The sequence below is a fragment of the Streptomyces yokosukanensis genome (assembly GCF_001514035.1).
GTDB lineage: Bacteria > Actinomycetota > Actinomycetes > Streptomycetales > Streptomycetaceae > Streptomyces > Streptomyces yokosukanensis.
In genome coordinates, this window is record NZ_KQ948207.1 from 1 (window position 1) to 26,864 (window position 26,864).

Here is a 26,864-nt window from a genome sequence, read left to right on the forward strand (position 1 = left end):
CGGTGACCAAATAGAGCGTTCCGATCGTCTTGTGATCGGTGGTGGTGAGCCACCGCACGGCCCTGCTGCCCCTGATGTCTCTGATCCTCTTCACGCCCCGCCTGTGTCCGCGCCGGGCCCACCGGTCACACTCGGACGACGCGAGGAGCATCACGGAAGAAGGGTGTGACGATCCGGGCCGTGCCGGACACGAACCGAACATGAGCAACGACGAGATCTTCGCCGCTGCCTATCGCGAGCACTACTGGGCGGTCAGCCGCTATGTCGCGCGACGGCTGCCCGGACGGGCCGACGAGGTGGAGGAAGTGGTGGCGGAGGTGTTCACGGTCGCCTGGCGGCGCCGGAGCGACCTGCCGGACACACCGCTGCCCTGGCTGTACGGGGTGGCACGCAACTGCCTGGCGAACGCGGTACGCGGATTCGGGCGCAGGCGACGGCTGGTGGACCGGCTCGGCAACGACGAGGCCGCGCACGGCAGGCACATCGTGGACAGCCCGGACGCGGAGGGACCGGGCGCCTGGGTGCACGAGGCCCTGGGCCGGCTCTCCCCGCCCGACCAGGAGGTGCTGCGCCTCGCGGCCTGGGAGGAACTCGACGCCGAGCAGATCGCGGTCGCGCTGGGCTGCGGCAGACGCGCCGCCACGATGCGGCTGCACCGCGCCCGCCGTCGGCTGCGCGCCGAGATCGACCGGATGCGCCCCGCGGCGCCCACGGCTCCCTCACCCCCCGGGCAGGTGCCCGGCGACGGACGCACCGCCGTACCCGGCCGTGGCGACGACGGACCGTCCGCCGGGCAGGGCGGCCTCTCCCGGCACCTGTCGTATGCCGCCGGACCCGCCGCCGTACCCCCGCGCGAGGACCCCCGCCATGTCTGAAGAACTCGACCTCCTGCGCCGGGCCGACCCGGTACCGGCCCACGGCCCGCACTTCGGCGACGGCCCGCTGGACCACCGCGCCGAGCAACGCCTGGAGTTGCTGCTGCACGCGGACGACGAGCGCGGCACCCGGCGCGGAACCCCGGGCACCCGACCGCCGATCCCGGGTACCCGGCCCCGAATCCCGCGTGCCCGGCCCCGAATCCCGCGTGCCCGGCCCCGAATCCCGCGTGCCCGGCCCCGAATCCCGCGTGCCCGGCCCCGAATGCTGAGCGCCCGGCGCCGGACGCCGCGCGCCCGGCTGCTGTGGGGTCTCGCCGCGACCGCCGTCGTCCTCGCGACGACCCTCACCGCACTGCTCGCCGGCCCGAACAGCCAGCCCGCCGTCGCCGCGCCCCGGCCGCTGGCCGTCCGGGCGCACTCCACCGCCGTACCCCTGCACCAAATGGCCGAACTGGCCGCCGCGGCCGCCGCCGACGGCTCTCCCGGTCTGCGCAGGGGCACCCATGTGCAGTCCTGGAGCCTCGCCATGAGCGACGGCAAGCCGCCCGTGACCCTCCCCGAGGAGCGCGTCGTGCGCTGGAACGCGGACGACAGCCACACCGAGGTCGTCGTGGCCACCGACCCGAGCCGTCCGGGCCGCCCGGTCCTCACCGACGGCGACGAGGACGGCGCTCCGCGCCTGGTGGAGGACGGGAAGGTACTGAGCCGGACCACTTACCCGCCGAGCTGGAGCGATGCCCCGCCCGAGGCACGCCCCCCGCACGATCCGGCCGCCCTGCGCGCCTATCTGGCGGAGACGCTCCACCCCCGAACAGGCTCCCTGGCGACGCCCGAACTCCTGGACACCGTGAAGGAGTTGCTGGATCACTGGACCCTGGGAGCCCGCGAGTCGGCGGCGCTGGTCCGGATCCTCACGGACGCGGGGGGCCTGCGCCCCGTCGGACAGGTGACGGACCGGCTCGGGCGACCCGGGCAGGCCTACGTGAACGACGGCCCGGGGGAACGGCGCATGCTGATCCTCGAGCCGCGCACCGGTGCCGTCCTGGGGATCGAAACGACCTTCGCCCGGGACGACCCCCGGTACGGGGTGAAGGCCGGTGACGTGATGGAGTACAGCGCCTGGATGCGCTGACCCCCGCAGCCCCCGGCCCCGCCCCGGCCGACTCATGTGCGCCGCCCCGTGTGCACCCCGTGTGCGCCGAGCCGCGGGGCGGGCGGCTAGGCGCCGATCTGCCGGGCGGCGGCCTCCACGGTCTGCTCCAGGAGCGTGGCGATCGTCATGGGCCCGACACCGCCCGGCACCGGAGTGATCAGCGAGGCCCGCTCCGCGGCGGAGTCGAAGTCGACGTCGCCGACGTTCCCGGGGTTGTAGCCGGCGTCGATCACGACCGCGCCGGGCTTGATGTCCTGCCCGCGGATCAGCCGCGGCCGGCCCACGGCGGCGACCACGACGTCCGCCTCGCGGACCGCTGCCGACAGGTCCGCCGTCCGAGAGTGGCAGTACGTGACGGTCGCGTCCCGGGCCAGCAGTAGCATGCCCACCGGCCTGCCGAGGATCGCGCTGCGGCCCACGACCACGGCCCGCTTGCCCGCGGGGTCGACGCCGTACTCGTCCAGCAGTCGCAGGATGCCGCCGGGCGTGCAGGAGACGAAGCCCGGCAGGCCGAAGCTCATCGTGGCGAAGGAGGCGAAGGTGACGCCGTCGACGTCCTTCTGCGGGGCGATCGCCTCGAACGCGGCCCGCTCGTCGATGTGGTCGCCCACCGGGTGCTGGAGCAGGATGCCGTGCACGGCCGGGTCGGCCGACAACTCCCGCAGCGTGCCGACGAGTTCGCCGGTGGTCGTGGTGGCGGGCAGGGTCACGTGCCGGGAGGCGATGCCGGCCTTGCGGCAGCGGTTCTGCTTCATGCGGACGTAGGTCACGGACGCCGGGTCCTCGCCGACCAGGACGGTCGCCAGACACGGGGCGGTACCGGTCCGCTCCGTCAGGTCGGCGGCCTTCTTCGCGGTGTCCTCGACGATGCGGCGGGCGAGAGCGGTGCCGTCCATGAGACGGGCCTGGGTCATGCTGCACACTCCTGAGCTGGATCGACTCTCTCGCCCAGGCGCGCGGCATCTCTCCCGGGCCGCTCCCCGGTGGTACTCCACCTCAGCGCCAGTCACGGCCCGGGTACAGCGTAGCCGAGCCCGCGCACGGCTCCCGGCCCGCGCCCACCGACGGGTGCGCGGCCGTCGGGCCGGGACGCTCGCCGCGGTTCACCGAGGCCGGCCGTGCCGCGTCCGCACCGCGTGCGGCAGCGGCGGGCGGGGGCGACGGCGCGCCGCCCTCAGGGCCGAGCGCAGCAGGGCGGCGGGCACGGGCACTACCGCCGCGGAACCCGGTACGGGCCGTCGGGCGTGGGCCCGGGGCAGCCGCCCCAGGCTCGCCCGGACCGAGAAGGTCCAGGTCAGCCGGGAGGTGACCTGGACCCTGGCGAATCTTCTTCCGGCGCCTGCCATATCGGGGTGTGCCTACTCGTCCCAGGCCTGGATGATCAGCTGGTCGGCTATCTTGCCGTCCCGCAACGTGACCATCGACTCGGCGAGGACACGGGTGCCGTCGCCGTACTGGCAGGACTCGGTGAAGGCGGCGTGCTCACCCTGGACGACGCACTGGTCCAGCTTGTGGGTCATGTCGCGGCGGTAGATGTCGTCCAGCAGCACGGCGATCTCACTCCGGCCGCGCAGGACGGTGGGGTGGCTGGGCTGGCTGTTGTGGTCGACGATGCGGATCACGGCGTCGTCGGCGTAGAGGGACAGAAGGGTGTTCCCGGTGGTTCCCTCTATGCCCCGGCGCAGTGTCTCGGTGTCGAAGGCGGAACCTGTCGCGGTGCCCATGGTGACCTCCTTCGGGCGCCCTCGGCCCGGTGGGGCGCGGACCGCACGGACCCCCACCCTTCGAGACTCCTCCGGCCCGGCGGCCACGGCAAGCCCGGATGACGGGCTCCACCGCTCGCGGAGAGGGGTCGCGGAGGGCGGCGCTCAGCCCGGTGCGGTCCCGGAGTCCGCGCCCGGACCCGACCGCAGCGCCGCCCAGTCGCGGGACAGCGCGAAAGCCGCGGCCGTACCGTCCGGGAGGCACTGCGGGAGCAGCCGGGTGAGCCGGTCCCCGGGGCCCAGCTCCAGCCAGGTGCGCACGCCCGATCGGTGCAGCAGGCCGACGGCCTCGGCGAGGCGCACCGGTGCGCGCCGCAGCCAGAACTCCGGCTCGGCGGTCTCGGCGCCCACCGGGCGGGCGGTGACGTCGCAGACGAGGGGGAGGCGTGGCGCACCTGGGCGCAGGGTGGCGAGCGTACGGCCGTAGGCGTCGAGGATGCCGTCGAGGCGCGGGGGGTGCGGCCCCTGGGCGGGCAGGCCGCCCAGGAGGCGGGCGAGGGTGCCGACCGCGTGGCAGGCCTCGGCCAGCGAGAACACACCCGCGGCATATGCGGCGGCCATCCGCCCGGCCGCCTGCCCGAGGACGACGTCCGGCCGGACCCCCCAGCTGCGCACCAGCCGGTACTGCGCCACCTGGAGCGCGAAGACCGCCGGCCCGGCGAACGACTCCCGATCCAGCAGCGCGGCCGTCCGCGTGCCGTCGTCCGCGAACATCACGCATTTCAGGGGGAGTTCGAGATACGGATCGAGGCGTGCGCAGACATCGTCCAGCGTGTCGGCGAACACCTGGCCCGCCGCCAGGAGTTCACGGCCTGTTCCGGGTCGCGGTGCGGCGCCGGACGAGAACAGGAATGCGGTACGTCCGAGCGGGCCGTCGAGGGACATGCCCCCATTGAGGCACGACCGGGCCGACGCCCACACCAGGCAAACTCATGCACCCAGCAAAAAGATTGTCATCATGGAATGACGATATTCGGTCATATTCTTACTCGATTCGAAGTGCTCCCGGAGAGCCGGGTCTCAGGACCCAGGACCCGAGACCGAGAACTCCTGGTCCCGCCGTCCGCGTGATCGATACTGCGGTCCGATGCCGCCGGTGGGTGCCGGGGGGAGACAGTGGCGCAGTCTCTTACCGAAGAAGGCGCCATTTCTTACGAAGGAGTCGGCACATGTCGAATCCGCACCCGCGCTACCTCGGCGACAAGGGCGAGATCAGCGCGGTCTTCCGGCCCGCGGACACCGCACCCGACCTCACCTCCGGCGCGACCGCCACACATTGTCTGGCCAGTCACGCCACCACCGGCGGCGAATTCGGCCTCTACCGCGTCGACATGGGCCCCAAGGCCCCCGGCGCCCGGACACACTTCCACCGGGCCATCTCCGAGTCCTTCTACGTCCTCTCCGGCGAGGTCCGGCTCTACGACGGCAGCGATTGGCTCACCGGACGGCAAGGTGACTTCCTCTACGTCCCCGCCGGCGGGCTGCACGCCTTCAAGAACGACACCGACGAACCCCTCTCGATGCTCACGCTGTTCGCCCCGGGCGCACCCCGCGAGGAGTATTTCGAGCGCGTGGCGGAGTTCGCGCGGCGCGGCCCGCAGGAGCTGAAGGCCTTCCAGGTGAAGCACGACAGCTACTTCCTCGACACACCGGAGGAGCCCGGCCCCGAGACCGCCCGCTGATCCGGGCCCGGCCCGGCCGGCGCGCTCGCGCCCTTCCGGGCCGCGCGCCGGGCGGCCCGAAAGATCCACGATCACCGCCGTGGTCCACCCCCTCTCGATCGGTCGCGCGTAGGGTCGGCCGGGAAGACAATCGAGGAAGGGGCCAGTCCATGGCGCAGGAAGTACGCGGCGTGATCGCATCGGGGAAGGACGAGCCCGTGCGGGTCGAGAAGATCGTGGTGCCGGATCCGGGGCCCGGTGAAGCCGTGGTGCGCGTCCAGGCCTGTGGCGTCTGCCACACCGATCTGCACTACAAGCAGGGCGGCATCTCGGACGACTTCCCCTTCCTCCTCGGCCACGAGGCCGCCGGTGTCGTGGAGTCGGTCGGCGAGGGCGTGACCGACGTGGCGCCCGGCGACTTCGTCATCCTCAACTGGCGTGCCGTGTGCGGGAACTGCCGGGCCTGTCTGCGGGGCCGCCCCTGGTACTGCTTCAACACGCACAACGCCAAGCAGAAGATGACCCTCGCGGCCACCGGCCAGGAGCTGTCCCCGGCCCTCGGCATCGGCGCGTTCGCCGAGAAGACCCTCGTCGCGGCAGGGCAGTGCACCAAGGTCGACCCGGCCGTGTCCCCGGCCGTCGCCGGCCTGCTGGGCTGCGGCGTCATGGCCGGCCTCGGCGCCGCCATCAACACCGGCGGCGTCGGCCGGGGCGACTCCGTCGCCGTCATCGGGTGCGGCGGCGTCGGCGACGCGGCCATCGCCGGATCGAACCTCGCGGGCGCGGCGCGGATCATCGCCGTCGACATCGACGACAGCAAGCTGGACAAGGCCCGCACCCTGGGCGCCACCCACACCGTCAACTCCAAGGAGACCGATCCGGTCGCGGCGATCCGCGAGCTGACCGGCGGCTTCGGCGCCGACGTCGTCATCGAGGCCGTCGGCCGCCCGGAGACCTACCAACAGGCCTTCTACGCCCGCGACCTCGCCGGCACCGTCGTCCTCGTCGGCGTCCCCACCCCCGAGATGAAGCTGGAACTGCCCCTGCTGGACGTCTTCGGCCGCGGCGGCGCCCTGAAGTCCAGCTGGTACGGCGACTGTCTGCCCTCCCGCGACTTCCCCATGCTGATCGACCTGCATCTGCAGGGCCGGCTCCCGCTCGACGCGTTCGTCACCGAGACCGTCCGACTGGACGAGGTGGAGCAGGCGTTCGAGCGGATGCACCACGGCGACGTGCTGCGTTCGGTGGTGGTGCTCTGATGACCGTGCGCATCGAACGCCTCGTCACCTCCGGGCAGTTCAGCCTCGACGGCGGCACCTGGGACGTGGAGAACAACGTGTGGATCGTCGGCGACGAGCGGGAGGTGATCGTCATCGACGCCGCCCACGACGCCGAGGCCATCGCCCGCGCCGTCGACGACCGGCGCCTGACCGCCATCGTGTGCACCCACGCCCACAACGACCACGTCAACGCCGCACCGCGACTGGCCGAACTCACCGGTGCCACCATCTGGCTGCACCCCGACGACCTGCCGCTGTGGAAGATGACCCACCCGGACCGCGACCCCGACCGGCATCTCCTCGACGGCCAGGTCATCGAGACGGCCGGCGCCGACCTGACCGTGCTCCACACCCCGGGTCACGCCCCCGGCGCCGTCTGCCTCTACGACCCCGGGCTCGGCACCGTCTTCACCGGCGACACCCTCTTCCAGGGCGGACCGGGCGCCACCGGACGCACCTACTCCCACTTCCCTACGATCATCGACTCCATCCGCGGCAAGCTCCTCACCCTCCCGCCGGACACCAAGGTCCTCCCCGGCCACGGCGACTCCACCACCATCGGCGCCGAGGCACCCCACCTGGACGAGTGGATCAGGCGCGGACACTGAGAACGCCCCCGTAAGACCGACAGAGGATGTCCGGTTTCCCCGGGACAGTGGACGGCGACAGCAGTCGCACCACACGGGAGGCCGGACATGTCGGGACCGCTGCAGGACAAGGTGGCGCTGGTCGCGGGCGCGACCCGGGGCGCCGGACGCGGCACCGCCGTGGAACTCGGCGCGGCCGGCGCCACCGTCTACGTCACCGGCCGCAGCACCCGGCAGCGCCGCTCTGAGTACGACCGCCCCGAGACCGTCGAGGACACCGCCGAACTCGTCACCGCGGCCGGCGGCCACGGCATCGCCGTCGCCGTCGACCATCTCGACAAGAACGCCGTACGGGCCCTGGTGGACCGCATCGCGGACGAGCGGGGCCGTCTCGACGTCCTCGTCAACGACATCTGGGGCGGCGAGAAGCTCTTCGCATGGGACACCCCCGTGTGGGAGCACGACCTCGACAACGGGCTCAGACTCCTCCGGCTCGCCGTCGAGACCCACGCGATCACCAGCCACTGCGCCCTGCCCCTGCTGCTGCGCCGTCCGGGCGGCCTGGTCGTGGAGATGACCGACGGCACCGCCGACTACAACCGCGACACCTACCGCGTGAACTTCTTCTACGACCTCGCCAAGGCCTCCGTGCTGCGCATGGCGTTCGCCCTCGGTCATGAACTCGGCCCGCGCGGCGCCACCGCGCTCGCCCTCACCCCGGGCTGGCTGCGCTCGGAGATGATGCTCGACGCGTACGGCGTGAGCGAGCACGACTGGCGCGACGCCCTCGCCCGCCAACCGCACTTCGCCATCTCCGAGACCCCGCGCTACGTCGGCCGCGCCGTCGCCGCCCTGGCCGCCGACCCCGACGTGGCCCGCTTCAACGGACACTCCCTCTCCAGCGGCGGCCTCGCCCAGGTGTACGGCTTCACCGACCTCGACGGCAGCCGGCCCGACGCCTGGCGGTACCTGGTCGAGGTGCAGGACGCGGGCAAGCCGGCCGACGTCACCGGATACCGGTGAGACGGCGCCCGCCGGGCCGTACGGTCGGCGCATGACCGATCACACCCGCTTCGCAGGACACGGAGTTCTCGTCACGGGCGCGGCCCGCGGCATCGGCGCCGCCGCCGCCCGCAGGCTGGCCGAGGAGGGGGGGACGCATCCTGGTCACCGACCGGGATCTGCCCGAGGCCGAGCGGACCGCCGCCGCGCTGCGCCGCGACGGCCTCGCCGCCGAGGCAGCGGTCTGCGACACCGCCGACCGCGCCTCGGTGGAGGCGGCCGTCGCCCACGCCGTCGCCGTGTTCGGCTCGCTCGACGTGCTGGTCAACTGCGCCGCCCACTGCTCCCCGGACGTGCCGCTCTTCGAGGACGACCCCGACGACGCGTGGGCGCTCGACCTCGATGTCACCCTCACCGGCGTCCACCGCTGCTGCCGTGCCGCGCTGCCCCATCTCGCCGCCACCGGTCGCGGCGCGATCGTCGGCATCGGCTCCGTCAACGGCCTGCAGGACTTCGGCAACCACGCCTACAGCGCCGCCAAGGCCGGCCTGGGCTCGCTCACCCGTACCCTCGCCGGGCACGCCGCGCCCCGGGGTGTGCGGGTGAACCTCGTGGTGCCGGGCACGGTCCGCACCTCGGCGTGGGAGGGGCGCGGCACCGAACTGGACGCGCTCCGCCCGCTGTACCCGCTGGGCCGGGTCGGCGAGCCCGAGGACATCGCCGCCGCGGTCGCCTTCCTCGCCTCCCGCGACGCCGCGTGGATCACCGGCACCACCCTGGTGGTGGACGGCGGCCTCACCGCGGTGAACACCACGTTCCACGCGGCCCTGCGGCGCCCGTGAGCCGACGGCACCGAGGCTCCCCGAGGGGCCCGGCGCCGCATCGACGTCCGGCGCGCCGCGTGGGCGCGAGCCACCGGCCACGGACCCGCCCGCCGCGACGGCCGAGGACCTCTCCCCGGCGCTCACCCGCCCTCTCCCGCAGCCGTCGCAGAAGTTCCCGGGCCGCCGGAGCCATGGGCCCCTGGGCGCGCCAGGCCAGGCCCACCCGGCCGCGCGCGTCCGGCGCGTCGACGGGCAGGGTGCCGAGGCCGGGCCGGGGGCCGAGCCCGGGCAGCAGGGCGACCCCGAGGCCGCGGACCGCCAGGCGGGCCAGTGCGTCCGGGGTGGCCGCCTCGAACGCGATGTGCGGGCGGAAGCCGGCCTCGGCGCACAGCCGGTCCAGCACACCCCGCATCCCGGTCCCGCGGGGCATGCTGATCAGCCGGTGCCCGCGCAGGGCGGACGGCGGGGCCGCGCCGGCGTCCGCGTGCTCGACGAGCAGGGGATGTCCGGGCGCGGCCGCCGCGACCAGCGGCTCGTCGATCACCACATGCAGGGCGACGCCTGCCGGCGGTGTCCCCTTCGCGACCCCGATCACGGCGAGGTCCAGCTCGCCCCGGCGCAGCGCCGCCAGCATCCGGTCCGAGGTGTCCTCGGTGAGGGTGACCTCCACCTGAGGGTGCGCGTCGTGGAAGTCTGCCAGCCGCCCTGCCACGTCGAAGGCGTGGGCGAGGGTACCGGGGACGAGTCCGACGGCGACCCGGCCGCGCAGCAGGCCCGTGTGCTCCTGCACCGTCTGCCGCATCCCGTCCACGGCCGCGAGCGCGGCCCGCGCGTACGGCAGCACGGCCTCACCCACCTCCGTCGGCCGCACCGAACGCCCCGACCGGTCCAGCAACGGCTGCCCCAGCTCCCGCTCCAACTGCCGTATCTGCGCGCTCAGTCCGGGCTGGGCCAGCTGCAACCGATCGGCGGCCCGGGTGAACTGAGCCTCCTCCACCACCGTCACGAAGTACCGCAGCTGCCTCAACTCCACAACCGGTCATGCTCGGTGGCAGACGGATCATGTCTTGGACTTCCCGTCGCGGCGGCAACACGCTCAAGACATGGGGAAAACAGCACGCACCGCGCCGGACCGGGCCGCCATTGCCGCCGCCATCGCCGCCGAGCGCTACGAACTGGCCGACTTCTTCGAGTCGTTGACACCCGAGCAGTGGGACGCGCCCAGCCTCTGCGCGGGCTGGCGGGTGCGCGAGGTCGTGGCGCACCTCTCGATGGGGTTCCGGTATCCGACGGCGAAGGTGCTGCGGGAACTGGTCAAGGCACGCGGCAGCCTGCACCGCACGACCGACCGGCTCGCCCGCCGCGACGCGGCCGCCCACTCGGACGCCGAACTGGCCGGCTTCCTGCGCACCCATGCCCACCATCCCTGGACGCCCCCGATCGGCGGCCTCGTCTCGGCCCTCGGCCACGACGTGGTCCACGGCCTGGACGTCTCCGTCGCGCTCGGCGTGGACCGCGAGGTGCCCGAGGACCGGCTGCGGATCCTGCTCGACGCCGTCGACCCGCGGGCCTTCCGGATCTTCGGCACCGACCTCGCCGGTGTACGGCTGTGCGCGAAGGACCTCGACTGGTCCTTCGGCTCGGGTACGCCCCTGTACGGCCGTGGCCAGGACCTTCTGCTCGTCGCCTACGGCCGCGGCCTCCCCGCCGGCCGGCTGCGAGGTGACGCAGTTAACCGTTTCGTCACGGACTGACCGGAAACACAACCCTTACGCCCCCGCGGGGGTCTAATACTCCGACATCGCGGGCATCGCGCAGGGAAGCACCCGGGGCAGACCCTGGGCGACAAGGGGAGAAGAGGTTGTACATGGGGGTCATAGGCAGACGGGGCGTCGTCGGGCTGGGCGTCACGGGACTCGTGGCGCCGCTCACACTCGCCCTGACCGCGGCACCGGCCCAGGCCGCGAGCTGCACCACGCAGGCGGGGCCGCATCAGAAGCAGGTGGAGAAGTTCCTCGGCCGGCCGGTCGACGGCAAGCAGTCCGCCGCCGACTGCAAGGCGATCAAGGCCTTCCAGGACAAGCACGGCATCACGCCCGACATCGGCTACGCCGGCCCCGTCACCTGGGGCGTGATGGACCTGATGAACAAGCAGAAGGCCGTCGGGAGGAATCCCGGCAAGGACGGCGCGTGCCCGGTGAACAAGGGCCGTATCGCCTGTGTGAACCTCACGCTCCAGCTCAGCTGGATCCAGGACGGCAAGAAGCTCGTCTACGGCCCGGTCCCCGTGCGCACCGGCCGCAAGGGCTTCACCACCCGCACCGGCCTGAAGAAGATCTACTGGCGGGACGTCGACCACGTCTCGACGCTCTACAACGTGCCGATGCCCTACAGCCAGTTCTTCAACGGCGGCCAGGCCTTCCACTCGGTGGGTCTCAGCATGTGGAACCCGCCGGGCTCGCACGGCTGCGTCAACATGACCACCAAGGACGCCAAGGCGTACTGGTCCCTGCTGAAGACGGGCGACGACGTCTTCGTCTACGGCCGCAAGCCGGGCACCTGAGCCGCCACCGGGGCCGGCGCTCCTGCCGTCGCCGCCCCGGCCGTCACCCCTGCGGCGCGTCCCCGAAATCGGGGATGCCCAGCCGGACGCCACCCTGCCGCGCGGACTCGTGCGCGACGATGCCCGGCAGGGTGTAGCGGGCGGCCACCCATGCGTTCACCGACGGCAGGGAGCGGGTGTTGACGGCGGTGACGAAGTCGTCCGCCAGGAAGTGATGACTGCCCTCGTGGCCGTTGTGCAGACGATCGAACTCCCGGGGCAGTCGCCCGCGGTCGTGCACCGGCGCCGAACCCGAGGTGAAGGCGGCCCGCAGCTCCGGGGCGATGTGTGTCAGGGACGGATCGTCGGGGGCCAGCGCCGGCTTGGGCTCCAGCAGCTCGCTGATGTCCTTCACCCCGTTCTTGTCCTGCCACAGCGCCACCGTCGCCAGCTGCTCCATGCTGGCCTCCGTACCGAAGAACCGGAACCGGGACTCTCGGATGTGCGAGGGGTAGCCGACCCGCCGGAACTCGTTCGTACGGAACGATCCGCCGCCCGCCACCTCGAACAGCGCGGTCGCGTTGGACACGTCGTTGTCGAACTGGCTGACCGAACGGTCGAAGACGCCGTCGCCGCGATCGTCCCGCACGCCGATCGCCGACACGCTCACCGCGTGGGTCCGCCAGGCCCCGAGCACTCCGCCCACCGAGTGCGTCGGGTACAGCAGCGGGGGATAGCTGGCGGTCGCCTTCCAGTCCTCGCCGCCGCTGTACCGGTAGGCGTCGTAGAAGCCGAGGTCCATGTCGTGGACGTAGTCGCCCTCGGCGTAGAAGAGCCGGCCGAAGGCGCCGCGGGCGATCTGGTTGCGCGCGTGCACGGTCGCCGGGTTGTACTGGCTGGTCTCGCCCATCATGTACGTGAGCCCGGTCGCCCGTACCGCGTCGATGATCGCGGAGATCTCCTCCACGGTGATCGCCATGGGGACCGCGGAGTACACGTGCTTGCCGGCGCCGAGGCCCTGCAGGACCAGCGGACCGTGCGTCCAGCGCTGGGTGAAGATCGCGACCGCGTCGACCGCCTTCGACTCCAGCATGGCCTCGTACGACGGGAAGGTGCCGGCGAGACCCTGCGCGGCGGCGAGCCGCTCGGCCCGCTCGGGCAGCAGATCGGTGACATGGACGTCACGGACACCGGGATGGGCCTGGAACAGCGCGGCGAACCGGCCGGAGAACTGGCCGGCACCGACGATGCCGAGAGAGAAAGTCATGCCGATTACTTTTGTGGTGCAAGAATCTGACCGTCAAGTGGTGGGCGGAAGCTTCTGTGGTGCGCGTGGCGTGACGTAAGGTGACCTGGTTGCTTCTGGGTCGGAAGAAAAAGAAGGGCCGGATGCCATGACCAGCTGGCTGCCGCTCAGCCCCGCCGAACGGTCGGTGGCGATCGAGGTGCTCGTGCACGGTCCGCTGTCCCGCACCGAGCTGGCCCGGCGCCTCGGGCTCTCCCAGGGCAGCCTCACCCGGCTGACCAAGCCGCTGACCGAGTCCGGGCTGCTGGTCGAGGCCCCGGAAGCGGGCGGCGTGGCCCCGGCGCGGCAGGGCCGGCCGTCGCAGCCGCTCGGGGTCGTGGCCGACGCCTGCTCCTTCCTCGGCTTCAAGATCACCGGCGACATGGTCTACGGCGTCGTCACCACGCTGCGCAGCGAGGTCACCGGCCGGCTCGACCGCCCGCTGGCCACGCGCGACCCGGACGCCGTCGCGGCACTGCTCGCGGAGATGGCCGCCGCGCTCACCGAGGACCGCCCCGCCCCGGCCGGTATCGGCATCGGCGTGGGCGGTCTCGTGCGCGAGCGCGCGGTGGTCGCCCAGTCGCCGTTCCTCGACTGGCGGGAGGTGCCGCTGGCCGCACTGGTGCGGGAGCGCACCGGGCTGGCGGTCGTCGTGGAGAACGACGTCGCCGCCCTGGTCGAGGCCGAGACCTGGTTCGGCGCGGGCCGCGGACTCGACCGCTTCGCCGTCCTGACCATCGGCGCCGGCATCGGCTACGGACTCGTGCTCGGCGGCCGACGTGTGCCGTTCACCGAGGACGGCCGAGGCTTCGGCCGGCACTGGATCATCGACCCGGCCGGCCCGCTCACCCCCACCGGAGAGCGCGGCAGCGCTGTGTCCTTGCTCACCGTGCCCAGCATCGAGTACCAGATCCGCGCCGCCACCGGCCGTGACATCTCCTACGAGGAGATCCTCGCCGGAGCCGAGGCGGGCGAACCCATGGCCGCCAGGGTCGTCGGCGAGGCCGCCCGCGCCCTCGGCGTCCTGGTCGCGCAGATCGCCAACTTCGCGATGCCGCAGAGGATCCTGCTCGCCGGAGAGGGCGTCGGGCTGATGGATGTGGCCGGGAACACGGTCCACGAGACCATCCGCGCCCACCGGCATCCGCACGCCGACCCGGTCGACCTGGAGACCAAGGTGTCCGACTTCCACGACTGGGCGCGCGGCGCCGCGGTGTTGGCGATCCAGGTGCTCGTCCTCGGTGAGGGCGCGGTGTGAACTCCCGCCTCCCGCTTGACACATTGACGTGATGAGTAACACGGTCCGGAATGTCCCTATCCGGTGTGCTTGCTCACAGCGCCTTCACGTCGATCGGCATATGCTTCACAGCATGTCCACCACTGTTGAAGCCGCCATTGATCGCTCCGCGCGATCGGCCGCGGAGGTCAACGAGGAGATCAGGGCCCTGTGGCGCCGGTCTGGCGGGACACTGACCACCGAGCAGCGCGCGGAGTACCAGCGCCTCGTGATGGAGTGGGCCGCCGCGACCCCGCGGTCGCAGCGGGCGGCCTGATCGACCTCGCGCGGACCGCGCCGCCATCGCCGTATCGTCCAGGGCACCCGTGAGCGCACGGGTGCCCTTCTCGCCGCGGTTCCGGCGGGCGCAGGCCCCCCGTCCGCTCGTCAGCCCCAGGTCGCCGAGTAGTACCGCTGATAGGCCTTGCGGTCCCGTTCGGCCCGGATGTAGCGGGTCGCGACCAGCGCGATCAGACTGCCCGCGATGACCAGCAGCCCCGGACCGACGTTGCGGGTGTCCGTCAGCCGCGCCAGCAGCGTCTGCCCCGGTGCGCCCGTCACCGGCGCCGAGGAACCGGGCGAGGCCGCGCTCGGCGTGACCGCTCCTTGGGCGGCCGACGTCGACGGCGCGGGGGAGGCGCTCGAGCTGCCACCGCCGGCGTTCTGCGCCGCCACGATCAGCTTGACGTTCAGCGCCGTCATCGCCCTCGTCACCGGCTGGAAGAACGTCGTCCCGCCCTTCGTGCAGTCACCGCTGCCGCCGGAGGTCACCCCGAGCGCGATCCCGTCGGAGAACAGCGGCCCACCGCTGTCGCCCGGTTCGGCACACACATTGGTCTGGACGAGCCCGGTGACCGTGCCCTCCGGGTAGTTGACGGTCGCGTTCAACGCGGTCACCGTGCCGTCGTGCAGGCCGCTGGTGCTGCCGCTGCGGAACACCCGCTGCCCCACCGCCGCGTCGGCCGCCCCCGTGATCCGCACCCCGTTCCCGCCGCCGATCGCGACGACGTCGGCCCCGTCACCGGCCTTGCCGCTCGCGTACTGCACGAGCGAGAAGTCGTTGCCGGGGAACGTACTGCTCACCGTCCGCCCGAGCTGCTGATCGCCCTGGTTGTCGGCGAACCAGGTGGATCCCGAGGGGCCGCAGTGACCGGCCGTGAGAATGAAGTCGCTCCGCCCGTCGGTCACATTGAACCCCGCCGAACAGCGGCCGCCGGTCGACAGGATCGGCTGGGCGCCGTTCAGGCGCGTGGTGAACGTGCCCGTCGTGCGCCGCATCCGCACAAAACTGCCGATCTGCGCGGCGACCCGGCTCATCCGGGACCAGTCACCGGCGGACACCGTGCTGTCCGCGCTCACCACGACCCGGTTGGTCCGGTAGTCCACCGCCCACGCGGTGCCCGCCACCCGCGGCGCCGAACGCAGCGCGGCCGTCGCCGACTTCAGCTCGTTCATGCTGTGCGCGACGACCTTCGCCTCGGCTCCCGCGCGCCGTACCTCGCGCGCCGTGGCCTCGTCGGTCACCGCCACCACCGGCCGCCCGTCGGCGCCGATCCAGTCGCCCGCCGTCCGCGCCGTGCCGAGCCGCGCCACCAGCGCGCCGCCGGTGTCCCCGGCACCGGCGGCCGAGGAGAGCGTTCTGCCGGCCGCTGGTGGTGTCTGGCTCGCCATGGCCGCCTGGGTGACCATCGCGCCGCCGAGGAGGAGTCCGCCGACCGCCGCCAGACGTGTCACCCGCCTGACGATCCGTCGTCGTGCGTGCCGCATGCAGGGCTCCCGTGGCCGGACCGGACGCGCGGTGCCGGTGGCCGGCGGCGCGAGACCCTCGGGTCGTCGAGGGCCCGCACCTCCATACGCGGCCCACGGCCCTGGCGTTCAGCGACAGCGTGGATCGCCACCGGCAGGACTCAGTTCTTGCGGGCCACCCCGCCGAACATCGCGACCTCCTCCGCCTCGGCCCCGTGGTCGTGCTCCGGGCGCCAGCGCGAGCAGGACACCACACCCGGCTCCAGCAACTGGAGACCGTCGAAGAACCGGGCCACGTCGTCGGGCGTGCGCTGGGTCAGCTTCGGGGTGCCGTGCTCGTTCCAGAACTTCACCGCCTCGTCCACGTCCGGCATCGACGGATGGGTGACGGTGTGCGACAGCACCAGATGGCTGCCCGCCGGCAGCCGATCGGTCAACTGCCGCACCAGACGGTACGGGTCCTCGTCGTCGCCGATGAAGATGACCACACCGAGCAGCATCAGCGCCACCGGCTCGCTGAAGTCGAGGACCCCGGCGGCGTGTTCGAGGACCGCGTCGACGTTGCGCAGATCCGCGTCCAGGTAGTCGGTACGGCCCTCGGGCGTGCTCGTCAACAGGGCACGCGCGTGCGCGAGGACCAGCGGGTCGTTGTCGACGTACACCACCCGCGCCTGCGGGGCGATGCGCTGGGCGACCTCGTGCGTGTTGTCGGCGGTGGGCAGCCCGGTGCCGATGTCGAGGAACTGCCGGATGCCCACCTCGCCGGCCAGATGGCGCACCGCGCGGCCGAGGAAGAGCCGGTCGGCGCGCGCGTACTCCCCGATGCCCGGGTGCAGTCGGCGTATCTGGTCGCCGGCCGCGCGGTCGACCTCGTAGTTGTCCTTGCCGCCGAGCCAGTAGTTCCAGATCCGGGCGGTGTGCGGCCGGTCGGTGTTGATACGGGCGCGCAGCGACACGGCCACGTCGTCGGTGGCAGCCGGGTTGTCGGTCACGTGGGTCAGCTCCTGGGTACGGATGAGATGCCGGACGAGAAGGTGATGCACCGTCATGATGCAATCTAGACGCCCGAGTTCACCTCCGCGCCGATCCGTCCCGGGCATCCGGGCCGCTCACGCGCCCCCACCCCTCGCCGCACCTGCGCCCCCGCGCCGTCGCCGAGGCCCCCGCACCCGGCGACACCCGGGCGGACGACCTTGTCGTTCCCCCGTGCGGACCGGCTCCTAGACTGCCGGGCATGGACGACACACGGCTGGATCGGCTCGGCTCCGGCAAGTACCTGCTGGTGACCAGCCACCGCAAGAACGGCACCCCGGTCGCCACCCCGGTGTGGGTGGTGCGTGACGGCGGCACCCTGGGGGTCTGGACGGCCGCCGACAGCTTCAAGGTCAAGCGGATCCGGCGCCGCCCCGACGTCCTCGTCGGCCCCTGCGACCTGCGCGGCAACCCCACCGGCGAGCAGCTGCCGGCCACCGCGGAGATCGCCGACACCGCCACCACCGCCCGCTACCGGGACCTGATCGCCCGCAAGTACGGCATCGTCGGCCGTCTCACCCTGCTGGGCAGCCGGCTGCGGCGCGGCCTGGACGGCACCGTCGGGATCCGGGTGACCCTCGAGGAACGAGAACGGTGAGGGCCACCCGGGACACGCGCGCTACGACGCGTCGCGCACCGAACCGGTCAGCACCAGTCCATCGGGCTTCGGCTCACCGGTGCTCATGTCGACCTGCTGGAACCGCACCGACTCGGTCGGCTCCTTCACCGTGTCCTTGACCGTGGGCACGGCGACGTCCACGCTCGTCCTGCCCGGCTCGATGTCCACCCACACAGAGATGCCCGCCTTGGACAGCGCACGCTCCGGGTCGGGCTTCACCCCGCCGGCCTGCTGCAGCCAGCGCGCCGAGACGTCCTTCGTCGACAGCTCCGGCCCGGTGCCCGGCACCACGGTGAACATCTGGCTCAGACCCACGTCGACCGCCTCCGACAGGGTCAGCCGCCACTTCAGGGACTGCCCCTCCGCGACCCGGTCGGCGACCGGCGTGACGGTGATCTTCGGCGCCGGATCGTCGTCGTGGACCGTGATCCCGCCCCGGTAGGAGCCGACGACCGCACCGCGGACCGCCTTGACCAGGACGTCGTGCGACACGTCCAGGCCGTAGCGCGTGTTGCCCTTCACCCGGACCGGTACGTCGATGTCGTGCCCGCCCGGGCGCACTGTCACCAGCCGGTCCGTGGCCGCGCCGGTGGCCGGGTCGAATACGTACACCCGGACCTGTCCGCTGCCGTGGCCGCTCACCTGGACCGGGACGCGGTAGGTGCGCACACCCGAGTCGCCCTCGTTCACCGTCATACGGCCGACGTCCACGCGGGGCAGCACGGCCGCCCGCGCCGTCGGCGTCCCCGGCCGCCAGCCCCAGGCGTCCATCAGCCAAGCCTGCCCGGACGCCGAACGCGACGTCAGCTCCATGGACTTGACCGAGCCGAGCCTGAGCCCGGCGCGGGTGGCCGCCGTCAGCGGCACCCGGAACTCGCGCGCCCAGTACGACGCGGTCCGCCCGCTGCCGGGCAGTCCGTCGGCGCTGATGCGCCCCAGCTTCGCCTTCCGGCCCGAGGTGTCGGTCAGGGACACGTCCAGCTGCGTGCCCCGGGAGTTCGGCGGCACGAACAGCCGAAGCGCCAGCTCCTCGGCACCGGCCAGCGACACCGGCCGCGGGACGCTGACCCGCGCCGCGGTGCCGGCGCGCGTCCAGCGCAGCGCGATCGCGTGCCGGCCGGGCTCCCGGTCGGTCGCCCACTGCGCGAAGTGCGGCGACATCCCCTTCGCTCCCTCGCCCAGGCAGGACCTGGCCGGGCTGGGGTCGACCGCGTCGCACAGCCGGGCCCCGGTCACCGACACCCCGCCGTCCGGCAGGAACCCGCCACCCCGGCGCGCACCCACCGCATGGCTGAGGACCCGCGCAGGGTCCGCCGACGGCGCCCGCTTCCCGGAGCCGTCCAGCAGCGGCCGTACCCGGTCGTCCCCGGCCAGGAACAGCCGCGCGGCGGCCGCGATGTACGTCGAACCGGCCCGGTGCTGCTGGTCGGCGGTGAGCCGGGTCGCCGCACGCTTGTCGCACACCGCGTCCGGGTGGTGCGGGTCGTCGCCGAAGTCGTCCTCGGAGGGCGCCGCCGACTGGCCGGGCGTCCACTCGGAGTTGAAGAAGTTGTGATCGGCGCCGATGACATACACGGCGCTGTGCAGCGCGCTGCCGTTGCTCACCGCGCGGGTGCCGTCGACGTACAGCTCGCCCTGCAGATCGGAGACGTCACCGTCGCAGCCGGGCAGGATCGTCACCGACGGCACGTCGGGCGCCGGGTTCTGACCGAAGACGGTGGGGCCGATGAGGACCGTGCCGCGGACCTTCCAGCGGACCGGGCCGTGGTAGCCGTCCTCGCCGGCCGGGGGCGGGTACAGGCTGTCCAGGGCCGCCCGGTCGACGCCCTCGCCGCCCCGGGAGTGCCCGACGAGCAGCACCTCGGACAGATCGGCGCGCGGTGACCGGCGTACGACGGACGGCGCGGTCTCGGGGTGCGCGGCCCAGTCGGCCCAGCGGGCCAGGTGCAGCCGCACGAGCGAGGAGCGGGCCTGGGCGCCGCCGTCCTCGGCCGCGAAGTCCTGGCCGTTGATGCCGTTGGCGGAGATCGAGACGGTCATGTAGCCCTGCGAGGCGAGGAGCCTCTGGTCGCGCAGGTACCCGCGGTGGCTCGGTATGGGCTGCGTGCCGCTCTTGCAGGGCCAGGCGCCGGTGGTGTCGTGGCCCTTGTAGCAGGTGGAGTGACGGCCGTGCAGGAAGAGCGCGAGCGGACGCTTGCCCGACGCGCCGACGGGGGCGACGACCACCGCCCGCATCTCCACCGGCGCCGCGAGGCCCGGCAGTTTCACCGACTTCAGGCTGTACTCGCCCGTCCGCGTCCGGTACGAGCCGGGCTTGCCCGGATCGACCGGGTTCGCGGGCAGCGGGGCCGGCAGGGCCGACGGACGGGCCGCGGCCGTGGCGCCGGCCGCGGCGGGGTTCCGCTCGTCCAACCGCCGCCCGCCTGACCACACTTCGAGCCCGCTCAGCTCGCCGCCGCCGTGCCCGTCCAGCGGCAGTTGGAAGGTGTGCCCGTCGGCACCGGGCCGCGGCGCTCCCAACAGGCGCCCGTCCGACCGGAATTCGACCCGGGCGTCGCCCATCGGGACCGGCCGGTCCGACCGCCACTCCAGCTCGGGCGCGGACCGCCCGCCGGCGATCCGCCAGCCCGGTGGCAGTGCCGTGCCGTCCGACGCCGCCGACCTGTCCACCGGTGACGGTGGTTGCCCCTGTGCGACTGCCACCCCTGGGGACGCACCCGCCACCGCGAGCAGCGCGGTGGCGGTCACCCATATGCGCCGGGCACGGACCACAGTTCCTCCTCGACCCCCGACCTCTGGCGTCCCGGCCGTCCCGGGAGCCCCTCGCCCCCGGAGGACGGAAGGTGAAGCCTGTGGGTTGCCTGTGGAGAAGAAGTGATCGATCACATGGCCGAACTACGGCAACGGTGGCCTGAGTCCGTCCAGTTGCCCGGCGAGCCTCTCGCTCGCGGTCCCGGCCGTCGTACGGAGGCCTCAGGTCCAGGCGCCCCGGTACGGCTCGTCCAGCAACTGGAAGACCGGCTCGCCCCGCACCGGATCCTGGGCGGTGGACAGCCGGACCCGGTCGCCGCTGTGGATGCCGACCGGCGGGCCCATGACCCGGCCGCGCACGACGAACCCCTCGGCCATCTCTATCAGGGAGACATTGCGTGCCGCGGGTGTGTTGCGGTGCACCACGGTGGAGTGCCGTACCGTCCCGACGCCCTCACTGCGCTCGGTGCGCAGCTCGCTGCCCTGGCACACCGGACACAGCAGCCGGTGGAACATCGCGGTGGCGCACCAGGTGCACCGCTGGAAGTGGATGGCGTCCCTGGAGTCCGCGGGGACGGGATCGAGAACACCCGCCGCGGAGCCGGCCGCCGGATGCGAGGCATGTGATGAGTGGTGGTACACGCTGGTCAACTCCCTGCGCTCGGCCGGAATCCCGCGTGCCCGGCGCGCACCGGGCACACGAGTGCGCGGCGAACGTGCCACCGTGCACGGCGCCAGCGTATGGCACTCAGTGTCACTCGTAAAGGCACTCCGTACCCCCATTTTGCGACGCGAGAGGCTCACGTCCGGCCCCGTGCCGCCTCCAGCTCCTGCACCACCCGCCACAACGGGGCGTCCCGCCGGGACACCAGCACCACCACGTCCTCGGGGCGCCCCGTCGGGAGCGGGCCGATGCGGGTGGGCGCCGACGCGGGCCCGGCCGCCCGCCCGAACGTCTTCTGCACATGCCCGAGCGCGTGGTCCAGCGCCGCGCCCGCGTCGCCCAGCCCGTCCGAACGCAGCCAGGAGCGCAGGGCGTTGTTGTGTGCGGCGACGACCGCGGCCGCGACGACGTCCGCCCGCAGCGTCCCGTCCGGCCGGTCCGCGAACCGGTCGCGCAGATACCCGGCGAGCGCGCGCTCGTAGCGCCACACCACCGACAGCTCGTAGGCCCGCAGGCCCGGCACCTGTTTGGTGAGGCGGTAGCGCTGCACCGAGAACGACGGGTTCTCCGCGTACATCCCCAGTACCAGCCGGGCCGCGTCGCACACCCGCCGCACCGGTTCGTGCTCCTCGTCGTCCGTCGCGAGGAAGGCGGTCATGTCGGCCAGGCAGCGCTCGTGGTCGGGGAAGACCACGTCCTCTTTCGAGGGGAAGTAGCGGAAGAACGAACGCCGGCCGACCCCGGCCAGGGCGACGATGTCGTCCACGGTGGTCTGCTCGTAACCGCGTTCCAGGAAGAGCTGGAAAGCCGCCGCGACGAGGGCCTCCCGCATCGGCGGCTTCGCGGCCGGCGCCGCGCTCGTGGAGCTCATGGAGGGGAACGTAGCACCCGGATGGGACGTATGGCACTCAGTGCAGTCCGAGTGACCTCATGGGGGAACTGAGTGCTTTTGGAGTGTGCGACCGAACACGGGAGCGATCGATTTGATTGGAATCGATCGATACGATTGTGGGCGTAGAGTAGGCGACTCGGGATCACTGTGCCAGGGGGAACCCCATGCGACTGCATGTCGACCAGCGCCACGAGCGGGTGCTCGAACTCGTCCGGGAGCGGGGCAGCCTCCGTGTGGCCGAACTGGCCGCCGAACTCGGTGTCTCCGCCGTCACCCTGCGGCGCGACGTGGAGGCGCTCGCGGCCCAGGGTCGGGTGCAGCGCCTGCACGGCGCGGTGGTCTGGCCCGGCGAACGCGTTCCCGCCCCCGCCGCGGGCGCCGGACCTCGGCAGGAGTCCCTGGAGGGCACCGTCATCGGCATGATCGTGCCGACCACGGTCAACCTCTTCGCCGACATCGTGCGCGGCGCCCGCGAGGCCGTCGGCGCCCGGGGCGGACGGCTCGTCCTCGGCCTCTCCGGCTATGTCGACACCGAGGACTGCGTGCAGGCGGAGCACCTGATCGCGGGCGGTGCGCAGGGGCTGCTGGTGGCGCCCAGCTGGTTCGTCGGCGTCCCCCGGGACGGTCAGGAGAAGTGGCTGATGGAGTGCGGGGTGCCCACCGTCCTGGTCGAGCGCTCCGCCCCGCCCGGCAATCCCGCCGCCGACCTCGACCGGGTCCGCACCGACCGGGCCCACGGCGCGGCCCTCGCCGTCGGCCATCTGGCCGCCCTCGGGCACCGCAGGATCACCGCCGTCCTCCAGGAGGGTCCGCACGCCGTCCAGATCGACGCCGGTTTCCGGGCCGCCGTCCGCGCGCGTGGCATCGAGGTCGACGACAGCGCCCCGAACGTGCGCGAACACGGCGACTACGACGCCTGCGTCGACTATCTCGTCCGCGCGGTCCGCGAACGCGGCGTCACCGCGGCCCTCGTGCACAGCGACGAGGACGCCATCGTGCTCGTGCCGCGGCTCCAGGCGCACGGCGTCCGGGTGCCCGGGGATCTCGCCCTCATCGCCTACGAGGACCAGGTCGCCGGCCTCGCCGACGTCCCGCTGACCGCCGTCGCGCCGCCCACGCGCGCGGTGGGCGAGCTGGCCGCGAGCCTGCTGCTGCGCCGCCTCGCCGAGAAGGGCACGGGCGAGCGGCCCGGTCCGCGTCAACACGTCGACCTGCTCCCGGAGTTGCACATCCGGTCTTCGTGCGGCGGACAGGCCCCGGCCGACGGCTCCTGATCTTCTGGTCGACCCATCGCACGCCATGAATCGATCACTATGGCGATCGTTTTGATTATGTTGGTCGAATGCTCTTGACGCTGATCGCACCTGCACAAAAGATGTCCTGCGACCGCCTCTTCCCGTACGAGGTCTCGTAGGAGCCGTGCCATGACGCGTACGTCACGATCGTTCCGCACAGTCGCCGCCACCGCCGCCCTCGCCGCGCTGGGTCTGCTCGCCACCGCCTGTGGCGGCGGTGGCGGCTCGACGGACGCCGCTTCCGGCGGCAAGCCCGTGACCATCGACTACTGGACCTGGACTCTCGGCGCCAAGTCGACCGTCGACGCCTTCAACCGGACCCACAAGGACGTCAAGGTCCGATTCACCGAGATCCCGAGCGGCACCGAGGGCTACAGCAAGCTGGCCAACGCGGTGAAGGCGGGCAACGCGCCCGACGTCGCCACGATCGAGTACCAGATGGTCCCCGAGTTCGCCAGCCAGGGCAATCTGATCGATCTGACCAAGTACGCCGGCGAAACGGTCAGGACGAAGTTCCCGAAGTCCGTGCAGTCCATGGTGACCTTCGGCGGCCGTACCTGGACCGTCCCGTACGACATGGCACCGCAGCTGCTGTACTACCGCACCGACCTCTTCAAGAAGTACGGCATCGCCGTCCCCAAGACCTGGGACGACTTCAAGAAGGCTGCCGAGAAGGTGAGGAAGGAGAACAGCGGCACCCGACTGGCCTCGATGCCGAAGAACGACCCCGCCCTGCTCGCGGCCCTGGCCTGGCAGGCCGGCGGCAAGTGGTTCGGCACCCAGGGCGACGCCTGGCGGACCGGCGTGGACGACGCCGCCACCAAGAAGGTCGCCGCCTACTGGGACGGCCTCGTCAAGGACGACCTCGTCCAGACCTTCACCGGCTACAGCCCCGAGGAGACCAAGGCCCGCGCCCAGGGCACGACCCTCGCCTTCCTGGGCGCCTCCTGGTCCGCCGGCGGAATGAAGACGGCCCTGCCCGACCTCAAGGGCAAGTGGGCCGCCGCCCCCCTGCCCAACTGGGGCACCCCGGCCAGCGGCAACTACGGCGGCACCTCCTACGGCGTCCTCAAGGGCAGCGAGCACGTCGAGGCCGCCGCCGAGTTCATCACCTGGCTCACCACGAACAAGTCCGGCGTCGAGGCCCGGCTCGCCGACCTGACGTCCCCGAGCAGCGCGCTGCCCGCCGACCAGGACATGCGCAAGGTCGCCGCGGCCAGGTTCGACACCTCCTACTTCGACGGCCAGGACCTGTACGCCCTCGCCTCGCAGCAGGCCGACACCATCGTGCCCGGCTGGACCTGGGGCCCCGACCAGATGGACGTCTACACCGCCGTCCAGGACACCACCGCCACGTCGGGCTTCTCCGCGGGCGTCGAGGCGGGCGAGCGCAAGGCCGAGTCCGGCATCACCGACCGGGGCCTCAAGCTCCGCAAGTGACGCGCCCTCCGGGGCGAGGGGCCGTTCGTCCGCCCGCTGGAGCCGTCCGCCGACCGGGGGCACCCGGCGGCTGGTCCCGCCCACGCGGCGGAACCGCACCTCGTAACAGCCCCGCGCCCCCAAGGGAGTTGCCGTGCCGTCGGGCCTCAGGGTGCCGCCCCGCGCCCACCGCAGCCCGTCCCACCGCAGCTCGCACCCGCAGCCTGTCCTCCACCCCTTCCTCCCGCCCCCCTTCCCTCGACCTCGAAGGAGCCGCCGTGGCAACACCCTCGGCACGAACCGCCGGACCGCCGGCCGGACACGCCGCCCCGGCCGGGCCGGGACGGTCCGCCGCCGGCGAGCCGACCGGCGGCGTGCGGCCCGGGCGCGGCCGGCGCAGAGCCGCGGCCCTGCTCATCACCCCGTTCTTCGTCCTGTTCGGCGCCGTCATGGTCGCACCGATCGGCTACGCGCTGTGGATGAGCCTGTTCCGGGAGCGCTCGTCGGGGCTCGGCTTCGGCGGCACCCGGAGGGTGTTCGCCGGACTCGGCAACTACACCACCGCGCTCTCCGACGCCGGATTCCGCGCCTCCTTCGCGCACATCGCGCTCTACTGCCTCCTGTACATCCCGGTGATGATCGGCGGTTCGCTCGCCCTCGCCCTGCTCGTCGACTCCGCCCTCGCCCGCGCGAGACGGTTCTTCCAGCTGGCGCTCTTCCTGCCCCATGCGATCCCCGGACTGATCGCCTCGATCATCTGGATCTACCTCTACACCCCGGGACTCAGCCCTGTGCTCGACTGGATCCAGGCGGCCGGCGGCAGTTGGGACTTCTACGCCAACGACCATGTGCTGCTGTCGATGATCAACCTGTCCGCCTGGCAGTGGACCGGCTACAACATGGTCATCTTCTACGCCGCACTGCAGGCCGTACCGCGTGAAGTGATCGAAGCGGCCGTCGTGGACGGCGCCGGCGCACTCCGCACCGCCCTGCGCATCAAGATCCCGATGATCGCCTCCGCGATTGTCATGACCGTCCTGTTCACCTGTGTCGGCGCGATCCAGATCTTCACCGAACCGAAGGTGCTCAATCAGCGCGGTGCACCCTCGATCGACACCGAGTGGTCGCCGACCCTGTTCATCTGGAAGGCGGGATTCGTGCAGCACGACTACGGCCTCGCGGCCGCCGCGTCCCTGATGCTCGCCGCCCTCGGCATCGCCCTGTCGTTCGTCGTCACCCGGCTCGGAAACCGCTGGAAGGCGGCGGTATGACCCTCCTCGCCCGCGGCACCGCCGCCCCCGCCCGCCGGCCCTCCCCGGGCAGCCCCGCCAGGACCGGCGCCCGGCGGCGCGCCCCCGCGCACGCCCTGCTGTCGAAGACCGTCGTCAACGGGCTGCTCGCACTCGCCGCCTGCTACACCCTGCTGCCCGTCAGCTGGCTGCTCATCGCCGCCACCAAGAACCACCGCGACCTCTTCGCCACCTCCGGCTTCGCGTTCGGCGACGTCGACCTCGTCGCCAATCTGCGGCACCTGTTCGCCTTCGACGACGGCATCTATCTGCGCTGGCTCGGCAACAGCGTCCTGTACTCCGTCGTCGGCTCCGCCGCCTCCAGCCTCATCTGCGTCGCCACCGGGTACGCCTTCGACAAGTACGACTTCAAGGGCAAGGAGAAGCTGTTCGCCCTCGTCCTCGGCGGTGTCCTGGTTCCCAGCACCGTCATCCAGCTGCCCATGTACCTGCTCGCCACCAAGGCCGGCGTGGTCGACACCTACTGGGCGCTGCTGCTGCCCGCCCTCGTCAACCCCTTCGGCGTGTATCTGGCCCGGGTCTTCTCCGAGGGCTATGTGCCCGACGAGGTGCTGGAGGCCGCCCGCGTCGACGGCGCCGGCGAACTGCGCACCTTCGCCCGCATCGGCCTGCCCATGCTGGCCCCCGGCTTCATGACGATCTTCCTGTTCTCCTTCACGGCCAGCTGGAACAATTTCTTCGGCGCGCTCGTCATGCTCAACGACGACCGTCTCTACCCGGTCAATCTGGGCCTGTTCATGTGGAACAGCGTCACCCAGCAACAGCCCGAGTACTACGCGCTCGTGATCACCGGCTCGCTCGTGGCCGTCCTCCCGTTGATCGCCGTCTTCGTCTGCCTGCAGCGCTTCTGGCGCTCCGGCCTGACCGCCGGCGCGGTGAAGTGAA

General features: G+C 72.4%; 24 protein-coding genes, 2 pseudogenes and 1 riboswitch. Of the genes and pseudogenes, 16 read left to right on the top strand and 10 right to left on the bottom strand.

Features of this window, described 5'->3' with window-relative positions:
* Positions 1 to 200 precede the first annotated feature (200 nt).
* Both AQI95_RS03365 and AQI95_RS03370 read left to right on the top strand, forming a co-directional pair.
* Positions 201 to 704 (top strand): annotated as a pseudogene (locus AQI95_RS03365) (RNA polymerase sigma factor); the annotation flags it as partial.
* Between the two features lie 163 nt (positions 705 to 867).
* A complete protein-coding gene (locus tag AQI95_RS03370) occupies positions 868 to 2,010 on the top strand; it encodes a CU044_5270 family protein (protein ID WP_067117103.1) in 1,143 nt (380 codons plus the stop codon).
* 86 nt (positions 2,011 to 2,096) lie between these two features.
* On the opposite strand, the gene AQI95_RS03375 is transcribed toward AQI95_RS03370, so the two are convergent.
* From AQI95_RS03375 to AQI95_RS03385, 3 genes are all read right to left on the bottom strand, one after another.
* Positions 2,097 to 2,945 carry a bifunctional 5,10-methylenetetrahydrofolate dehydrogenase/5,10-methenyltetrahydrofolate cyclohydrolase gene (locus AQI95_RS03375; RefSeq protein WP_067117106.1) on the bottom strand — a complete coding sequence of 283 codons (849 nt, stop codon included), beginning with the start codon at positions 2,943 to 2,945 and terminating at the stop codon, positions 2,097 to 2,099.
* A gap of 25 nt (positions 2,946 to 2,970) precedes the next feature.
* A riboswitch (ZMP/ZTP riboswitch) is annotated at positions 2,971 to 3,051 on the bottom strand.
* Between the two features lie 338 nt (positions 3,052 to 3,389).
* On the bottom strand, positions 3,390 to 3,755 hold the full coding sequence (locus AQI95_RS03380; RefSeq protein WP_067117109.1) for a nuclear transport factor 2 family protein: 366 nt from the start codon (positions 3,753 to 3,755) through the stop codon (positions 3,390 to 3,392).
* A gap of 144 nt (positions 3,756 to 3,899) precedes the next feature.
* Positions 3,900 to 4,679, bottom strand: a complete 780-nt coding sequence (locus AQI95_RS03385; protein WP_067117111.1) for an acyltransferase domain-containing protein — start codon at positions 4,677 to 4,679, stop codon at positions 3,900 to 3,902.
* A gap of 284 nt (positions 4,680 to 4,963) precedes the next feature.
* On the opposite strand from AQI95_RS03385, the gene AQI95_RS03390 reads away from it, so the two are divergent.
* The 5 genes and pseudogenes from AQI95_RS03390 to AQI95_RS03410 all read left to right on the top strand — a co-directional run bounded on the left by AQI95_RS03390 (position 4,964) and on the right by AQI95_RS03410 (position 9,166).
* On the top strand, positions 4,964 to 5,476 hold the full coding sequence (locus AQI95_RS03390; RefSeq protein ID WP_067117114.1) for a cupin domain-containing protein: 513 nt from the start codon (positions 4,964 to 4,966) through the stop codon (positions 5,474 to 5,476).
* A 149-nt stretch (positions 5,477 to 5,625) separates the two neighbouring features.
* The gene (locus tag AQI95_RS03395; protein WP_067117117.1) at positions 5,626 to 6,714 is read left to right on the top strand and encodes an S-(hydroxymethyl)mycothiol dehydrogenase; all 1,089 of its coding nucleotides are present in this window, start codon (positions 5,626 to 5,628) and stop codon (positions 6,712 to 6,714) included.
* Positions 6,714 to 7,343, top strand: coding sequence for an MBL fold metallo-hydrolase (locus tag AQI95_RS03400; protein WP_067117120.1), 630 nt, complete (start codon positions 6,714 to 6,716; stop codon positions 7,341 to 7,343). Before AQI95_RS03395 ends, AQI95_RS03400 begins: the two co-directional genes overlap by 1 nt.
* 87 nt (positions 7,344 to 7,430) lie before the next feature.
* Positions 7,431 to 8,345, top strand: coding sequence for an SDR family oxidoreductase (locus AQI95_RS03405; protein WP_067117123.1), 915 nt, complete (start codon positions 7,431 to 7,433; stop codon positions 8,343 to 8,345).
* A gap of 31 nt (positions 8,346 to 8,376) precedes the next feature.
* Positions 8,377 to 9,166 (top strand): annotated as a pseudogene (locus AQI95_RS03410) (SDR family NAD(P)-dependent oxidoreductase).
* Here the strand turns inward: AQI95_RS03410 and AQI95_RS03415 are convergent.
* Positions 9,120 to 10,181, bottom strand: a complete 1,062-nt coding sequence (locus AQI95_RS03415; RefSeq protein ID WP_079071027.1) for a LysR substrate-binding domain-containing protein — start codon at positions 10,179 to 10,181, stop codon at positions 9,120 to 9,122. The pseudogene AQI95_RS03410 and the gene AQI95_RS03415 sit on opposite strands and share 47 nt — an antisense overlap.
* 70 nt (positions 10,182 to 10,251) lie before the next feature.
* On the opposite strand from AQI95_RS03415, the gene AQI95_RS03420 reads away from it, so the two are divergent.
* Entirely contained in the window at positions 10,252 to 10,902 is a 651-nt protein-coding gene (locus tag AQI95_RS03420; protein WP_067117129.1) for a maleylpyruvate isomerase family mycothiol-dependent enzyme, read from the top strand.
* A gap of 113 nt (positions 10,903 to 11,015) precedes the next feature.
* Positions 11,016 to 11,711: a L,D-transpeptidase family protein gene (locus AQI95_RS03425; protein ID WP_067117132.1), complete on the top strand. Its 696-nt coding sequence runs from the start codon at positions 11,016 to 11,018 to the stop codon at positions 11,709 to 11,711.
* Between the two features lie 43 nt (positions 11,712 to 11,754).
* Here AQI95_RS03425 and AQI95_RS03430 read toward each other — a convergent pair whose 3' ends face one another.
* The gene (locus AQI95_RS03430; protein ID WP_067117134.1) at positions 11,755 to 12,957 is read right to left on the bottom strand and encodes a Gfo/Idh/MocA family protein; all 1,203 of its coding nucleotides are present in this window, start codon (positions 12,955 to 12,957) and stop codon (positions 11,755 to 11,757) included.
* Positions 12,958 to 13,084: 127 nt separating this feature from the next.
* On the opposite strand from AQI95_RS03430, the gene AQI95_RS03435 reads away from it, so the two are divergent.
* Both AQI95_RS03435 and AQI95_RS03440 read left to right on the top strand, forming a co-directional pair.
* Positions 13,085 to 14,233 carry an ROK family transcriptional regulator gene (locus AQI95_RS03435; RefSeq protein ID WP_067117137.1) on the top strand — a complete coding sequence of 383 codons (1,149 nt, stop codon included), beginning with the start codon at positions 13,085 to 13,087 and terminating at the stop codon, positions 14,231 to 14,233.
* A gap of 100 nt (positions 14,234 to 14,333) precedes the next feature.
* Entirely contained in the window at positions 14,334 to 14,528 is a 195-nt protein-coding gene (locus AQI95_RS03440) for a hypothetical protein (protein WP_067117140.1), read from the top strand.
* Between the two features lie 110 nt (positions 14,529 to 14,638).
* On the opposite strand, the gene AQI95_RS03445 is transcribed toward AQI95_RS03440, so the two are convergent.
* Entirely contained in the window at positions 14,639 to 16,018 is a 1,380-nt protein-coding gene (locus AQI95_RS03445; protein WP_067117143.1) for a S1 family peptidase, read from the bottom strand.
* A gap of 140 nt (positions 16,019 to 16,158) precedes the next feature.
* Entirely contained in the window at positions 16,159 to 16,989 is an 831-nt protein-coding gene (locus AQI95_RS03450; RefSeq protein WP_067118618.1) for an SAM-dependent methyltransferase, read from the bottom strand.
* A gap of 242 nt (positions 16,990 to 17,231) precedes the next feature.
* Between AQI95_RS03450 and AQI95_RS03455 the strand changes: the two genes are divergently transcribed.
* Positions 17,232 to 17,627 (top strand): PPOX class F420-dependent oxidoreductase, encoded by a 396-nt coding sequence (locus tag AQI95_RS03455; RefSeq protein ID WP_067117146.1) that lies wholly within the window; start codon positions 17,232 to 17,234, stop codon positions 17,625 to 17,627.
* 21 nt (positions 17,628 to 17,648) lie between these two features.
* On the opposite strand, the gene AQI95_RS03460 is transcribed toward AQI95_RS03455, so the two are convergent.
* The 3 genes from AQI95_RS03460 to AQI95_RS03470 form a co-directional block, all read right to left on the bottom strand.
* The gene (locus tag AQI95_RS03460) at positions 17,649 to 20,420 is read right to left on the bottom strand and encodes a hypothetical protein (RefSeq protein ID WP_067117149.1); all 2,772 of its coding nucleotides are present in this window, start codon (positions 20,418 to 20,420) and stop codon (positions 17,649 to 17,651) included.
* A gap of 201 nt (positions 20,421 to 20,621) precedes the next feature.
* Positions 20,622 to 21,041, bottom strand: a complete 420-nt coding sequence (locus AQI95_RS03465) for a Zn-ribbon domain-containing OB-fold protein (RefSeq protein ID WP_067117152.1) — start codon at positions 21,039 to 21,041, stop codon at positions 20,622 to 20,624.
* A 158-nt stretch (positions 21,042 to 21,199) separates the two neighbouring features.
* Positions 21,200 to 21,934 carry a TetR family transcriptional regulator gene (locus AQI95_RS03470; protein ID WP_067117156.1) on the bottom strand — a complete coding sequence of 245 codons (735 nt, stop codon included), beginning with the start codon at positions 21,932 to 21,934 and terminating at the stop codon, positions 21,200 to 21,202.
* A gap of 185 nt (positions 21,935 to 22,119) precedes the next feature.
* On the opposite strand from AQI95_RS03470, the gene AQI95_RS03475 reads away from it, so the two are divergent.
* The 4 genes from AQI95_RS03475 to AQI95_RS03490 all read left to right on the top strand — a co-directional run bounded on the left by AQI95_RS03475 (position 22,120) and on the right by AQI95_RS03490 (position 26,863).
* Positions 22,120 to 23,229 (top strand): substrate-binding domain-containing protein, encoded by a 1,110-nt coding sequence (locus AQI95_RS03475; protein ID WP_067117159.1) that lies wholly within the window; start codon positions 22,120 to 22,122, stop codon positions 23,227 to 23,229.
* A gap of 150 nt (positions 23,230 to 23,379) precedes the next feature.
* On the top strand, positions 23,380 to 24,690 hold the full coding sequence (locus tag AQI95_RS03480; RefSeq protein WP_067117162.1) for an ABC transporter substrate-binding protein: 1,311 nt from the start codon (positions 23,380 to 23,382) through the stop codon (positions 24,688 to 24,690).
* Positions 24,691 to 24,947: 257 nt separating this feature from the next.
* Positions 24,948 to 25,940, top strand: a complete 993-nt coding sequence (locus tag AQI95_RS03485; RefSeq protein WP_244188604.1) for a carbohydrate ABC transporter permease — start codon at positions 24,948 to 24,950, stop codon at positions 25,938 to 25,940.
* A complete protein-coding gene (locus AQI95_RS03490; RefSeq protein ID WP_079071028.1) occupies positions 25,937 to 26,863 on the top strand; it encodes a carbohydrate ABC transporter permease in 927 nt (308 codons plus the stop codon). The genes AQI95_RS03485 and AQI95_RS03490 overlap by 4 nt, the downstream gene beginning before the upstream one ends.
* Position 26,864: the final 1 nt, after the last annotated feature.

Excerpts from the sequence above, each read along its gene's own strand:
- AQI95_RS03430 (WP_067117134.1), bottom strand. The coding sequence starts at position 12,957 with ATGACTTTCTCTCTCGGCATCGTCGGTGCCGGCCAGTTCTCCGGCCGG.
- AQI95_RS03475 (WP_067117159.1), top strand. The coding sequence starts at position 22,120 with ATGCGACTGCATGTCGACCAGCGCCACGAGCGGGTGCTCGAACTCGTC.
- AQI95_RS03455 (WP_067117146.1), top strand. The coding sequence starts at position 17,232 with ATGGACGACACACGGCTGGATCGGCTCGGCTCCGGCAAGTACCTGCTG.
- AQI95_RS03480 (WP_067117162.1), top strand. The coding sequence starts at position 23,380 with ATGACGCGTACGTCACGATCGTTCCGCACAGTCGCCGCCACCGCCGCC.
- AQI95_RS03400 (WP_067117120.1), top strand. The coding sequence starts at position 6,714 with ATGACCGTGCGCATCGAACGCCTCGTCACCTCCGGGCAGTTCAGCCTC.
- AQI95_RS03385 (WP_067117111.1), bottom strand. The coding sequence starts at position 4,679 with ATGTCCCTCGACGGCCCGCTCGGACGTACCGCATTCCTGTTCTCGTCC.
- AQI95_RS03445 (WP_067117143.1), bottom strand. The coding sequence starts at position 16,018 with ATGCGGCACGCACGACGACGGATCGTCAGGCGGGTGACACGTCTGGCG.
- AQI95_RS03375 (WP_067117106.1), bottom strand. The coding sequence starts at position 2,945 with ATGACCCAGGCCCGTCTCATGGACGGCACCGCTCTCGCCCGCCGCATC.
- AQI95_RS03370 (WP_067117103.1), top strand. The coding sequence starts at position 868 with ATGTCTGAAGAACTCGACCTCCTGCGCCGGGCCGACCCGGTACCGGCC.
- AQI95_RS03440 (WP_067117140.1), top strand. The coding sequence starts at position 14,334 with ATGCTTCACAGCATGTCCACCACTGTTGAAGCCGCCATTGATCGCTCC.
- AQI95_RS03435 (WP_067117137.1), top strand. The coding sequence starts at position 13,085 with ATGACCAGCTGGCTGCCGCTCAGCCCCGCCGAACGGTCGGTGGCGATC.
- AQI95_RS03390 (WP_067117114.1), top strand. The coding sequence starts at position 4,964 with ATGTCGAATCCGCACCCGCGCTACCTCGGCGACAAGGGCGAGATCAGC.
- AQI95_RS03395 (WP_067117117.1), top strand. The coding sequence starts at position 5,626 with ATGGCGCAGGAAGTACGCGGCGTGATCGCATCGGGGAAGGACGAGCCC.
- AQI95_RS03380 (WP_067117109.1), bottom strand. The coding sequence starts at position 3,755 with ATGGGCACCGCGACAGGTTCCGCCTTCGACACCGAGACACTGCGCCGG.
- AQI95_RS03470 (WP_067117156.1), bottom strand. The coding sequence starts at position 21,934 with ATGAGCTCCACGAGCGCGGCGCCGGCCGCGAAGCCGCCGATGCGGGAG.
- AQI95_RS03420 (WP_067117129.1), top strand. The coding sequence starts at position 10,252 with ATGGGGAAAACAGCACGCACCGCGCCGGACCGGGCCGCCATTGCCGCC.
- AQI95_RS03425 (WP_067117132.1), top strand. The coding sequence starts at position 11,016 with ATGGGGGTCATAGGCAGACGGGGCGTCGTCGGGCTGGGCGTCACGGGA.
- AQI95_RS03490 (WP_079071028.1), top strand. The coding sequence starts at position 25,937 with ATGACCCTCCTCGCCCGCGGCACCGCCGCCCCCGCCCGCCGGCCCTCC.
- AQI95_RS03405 (WP_067117123.1), top strand. The coding sequence starts at position 7,431 with ATGTCGGGACCGCTGCAGGACAAGGTGGCGCTGGTCGCGGGCGCGACC.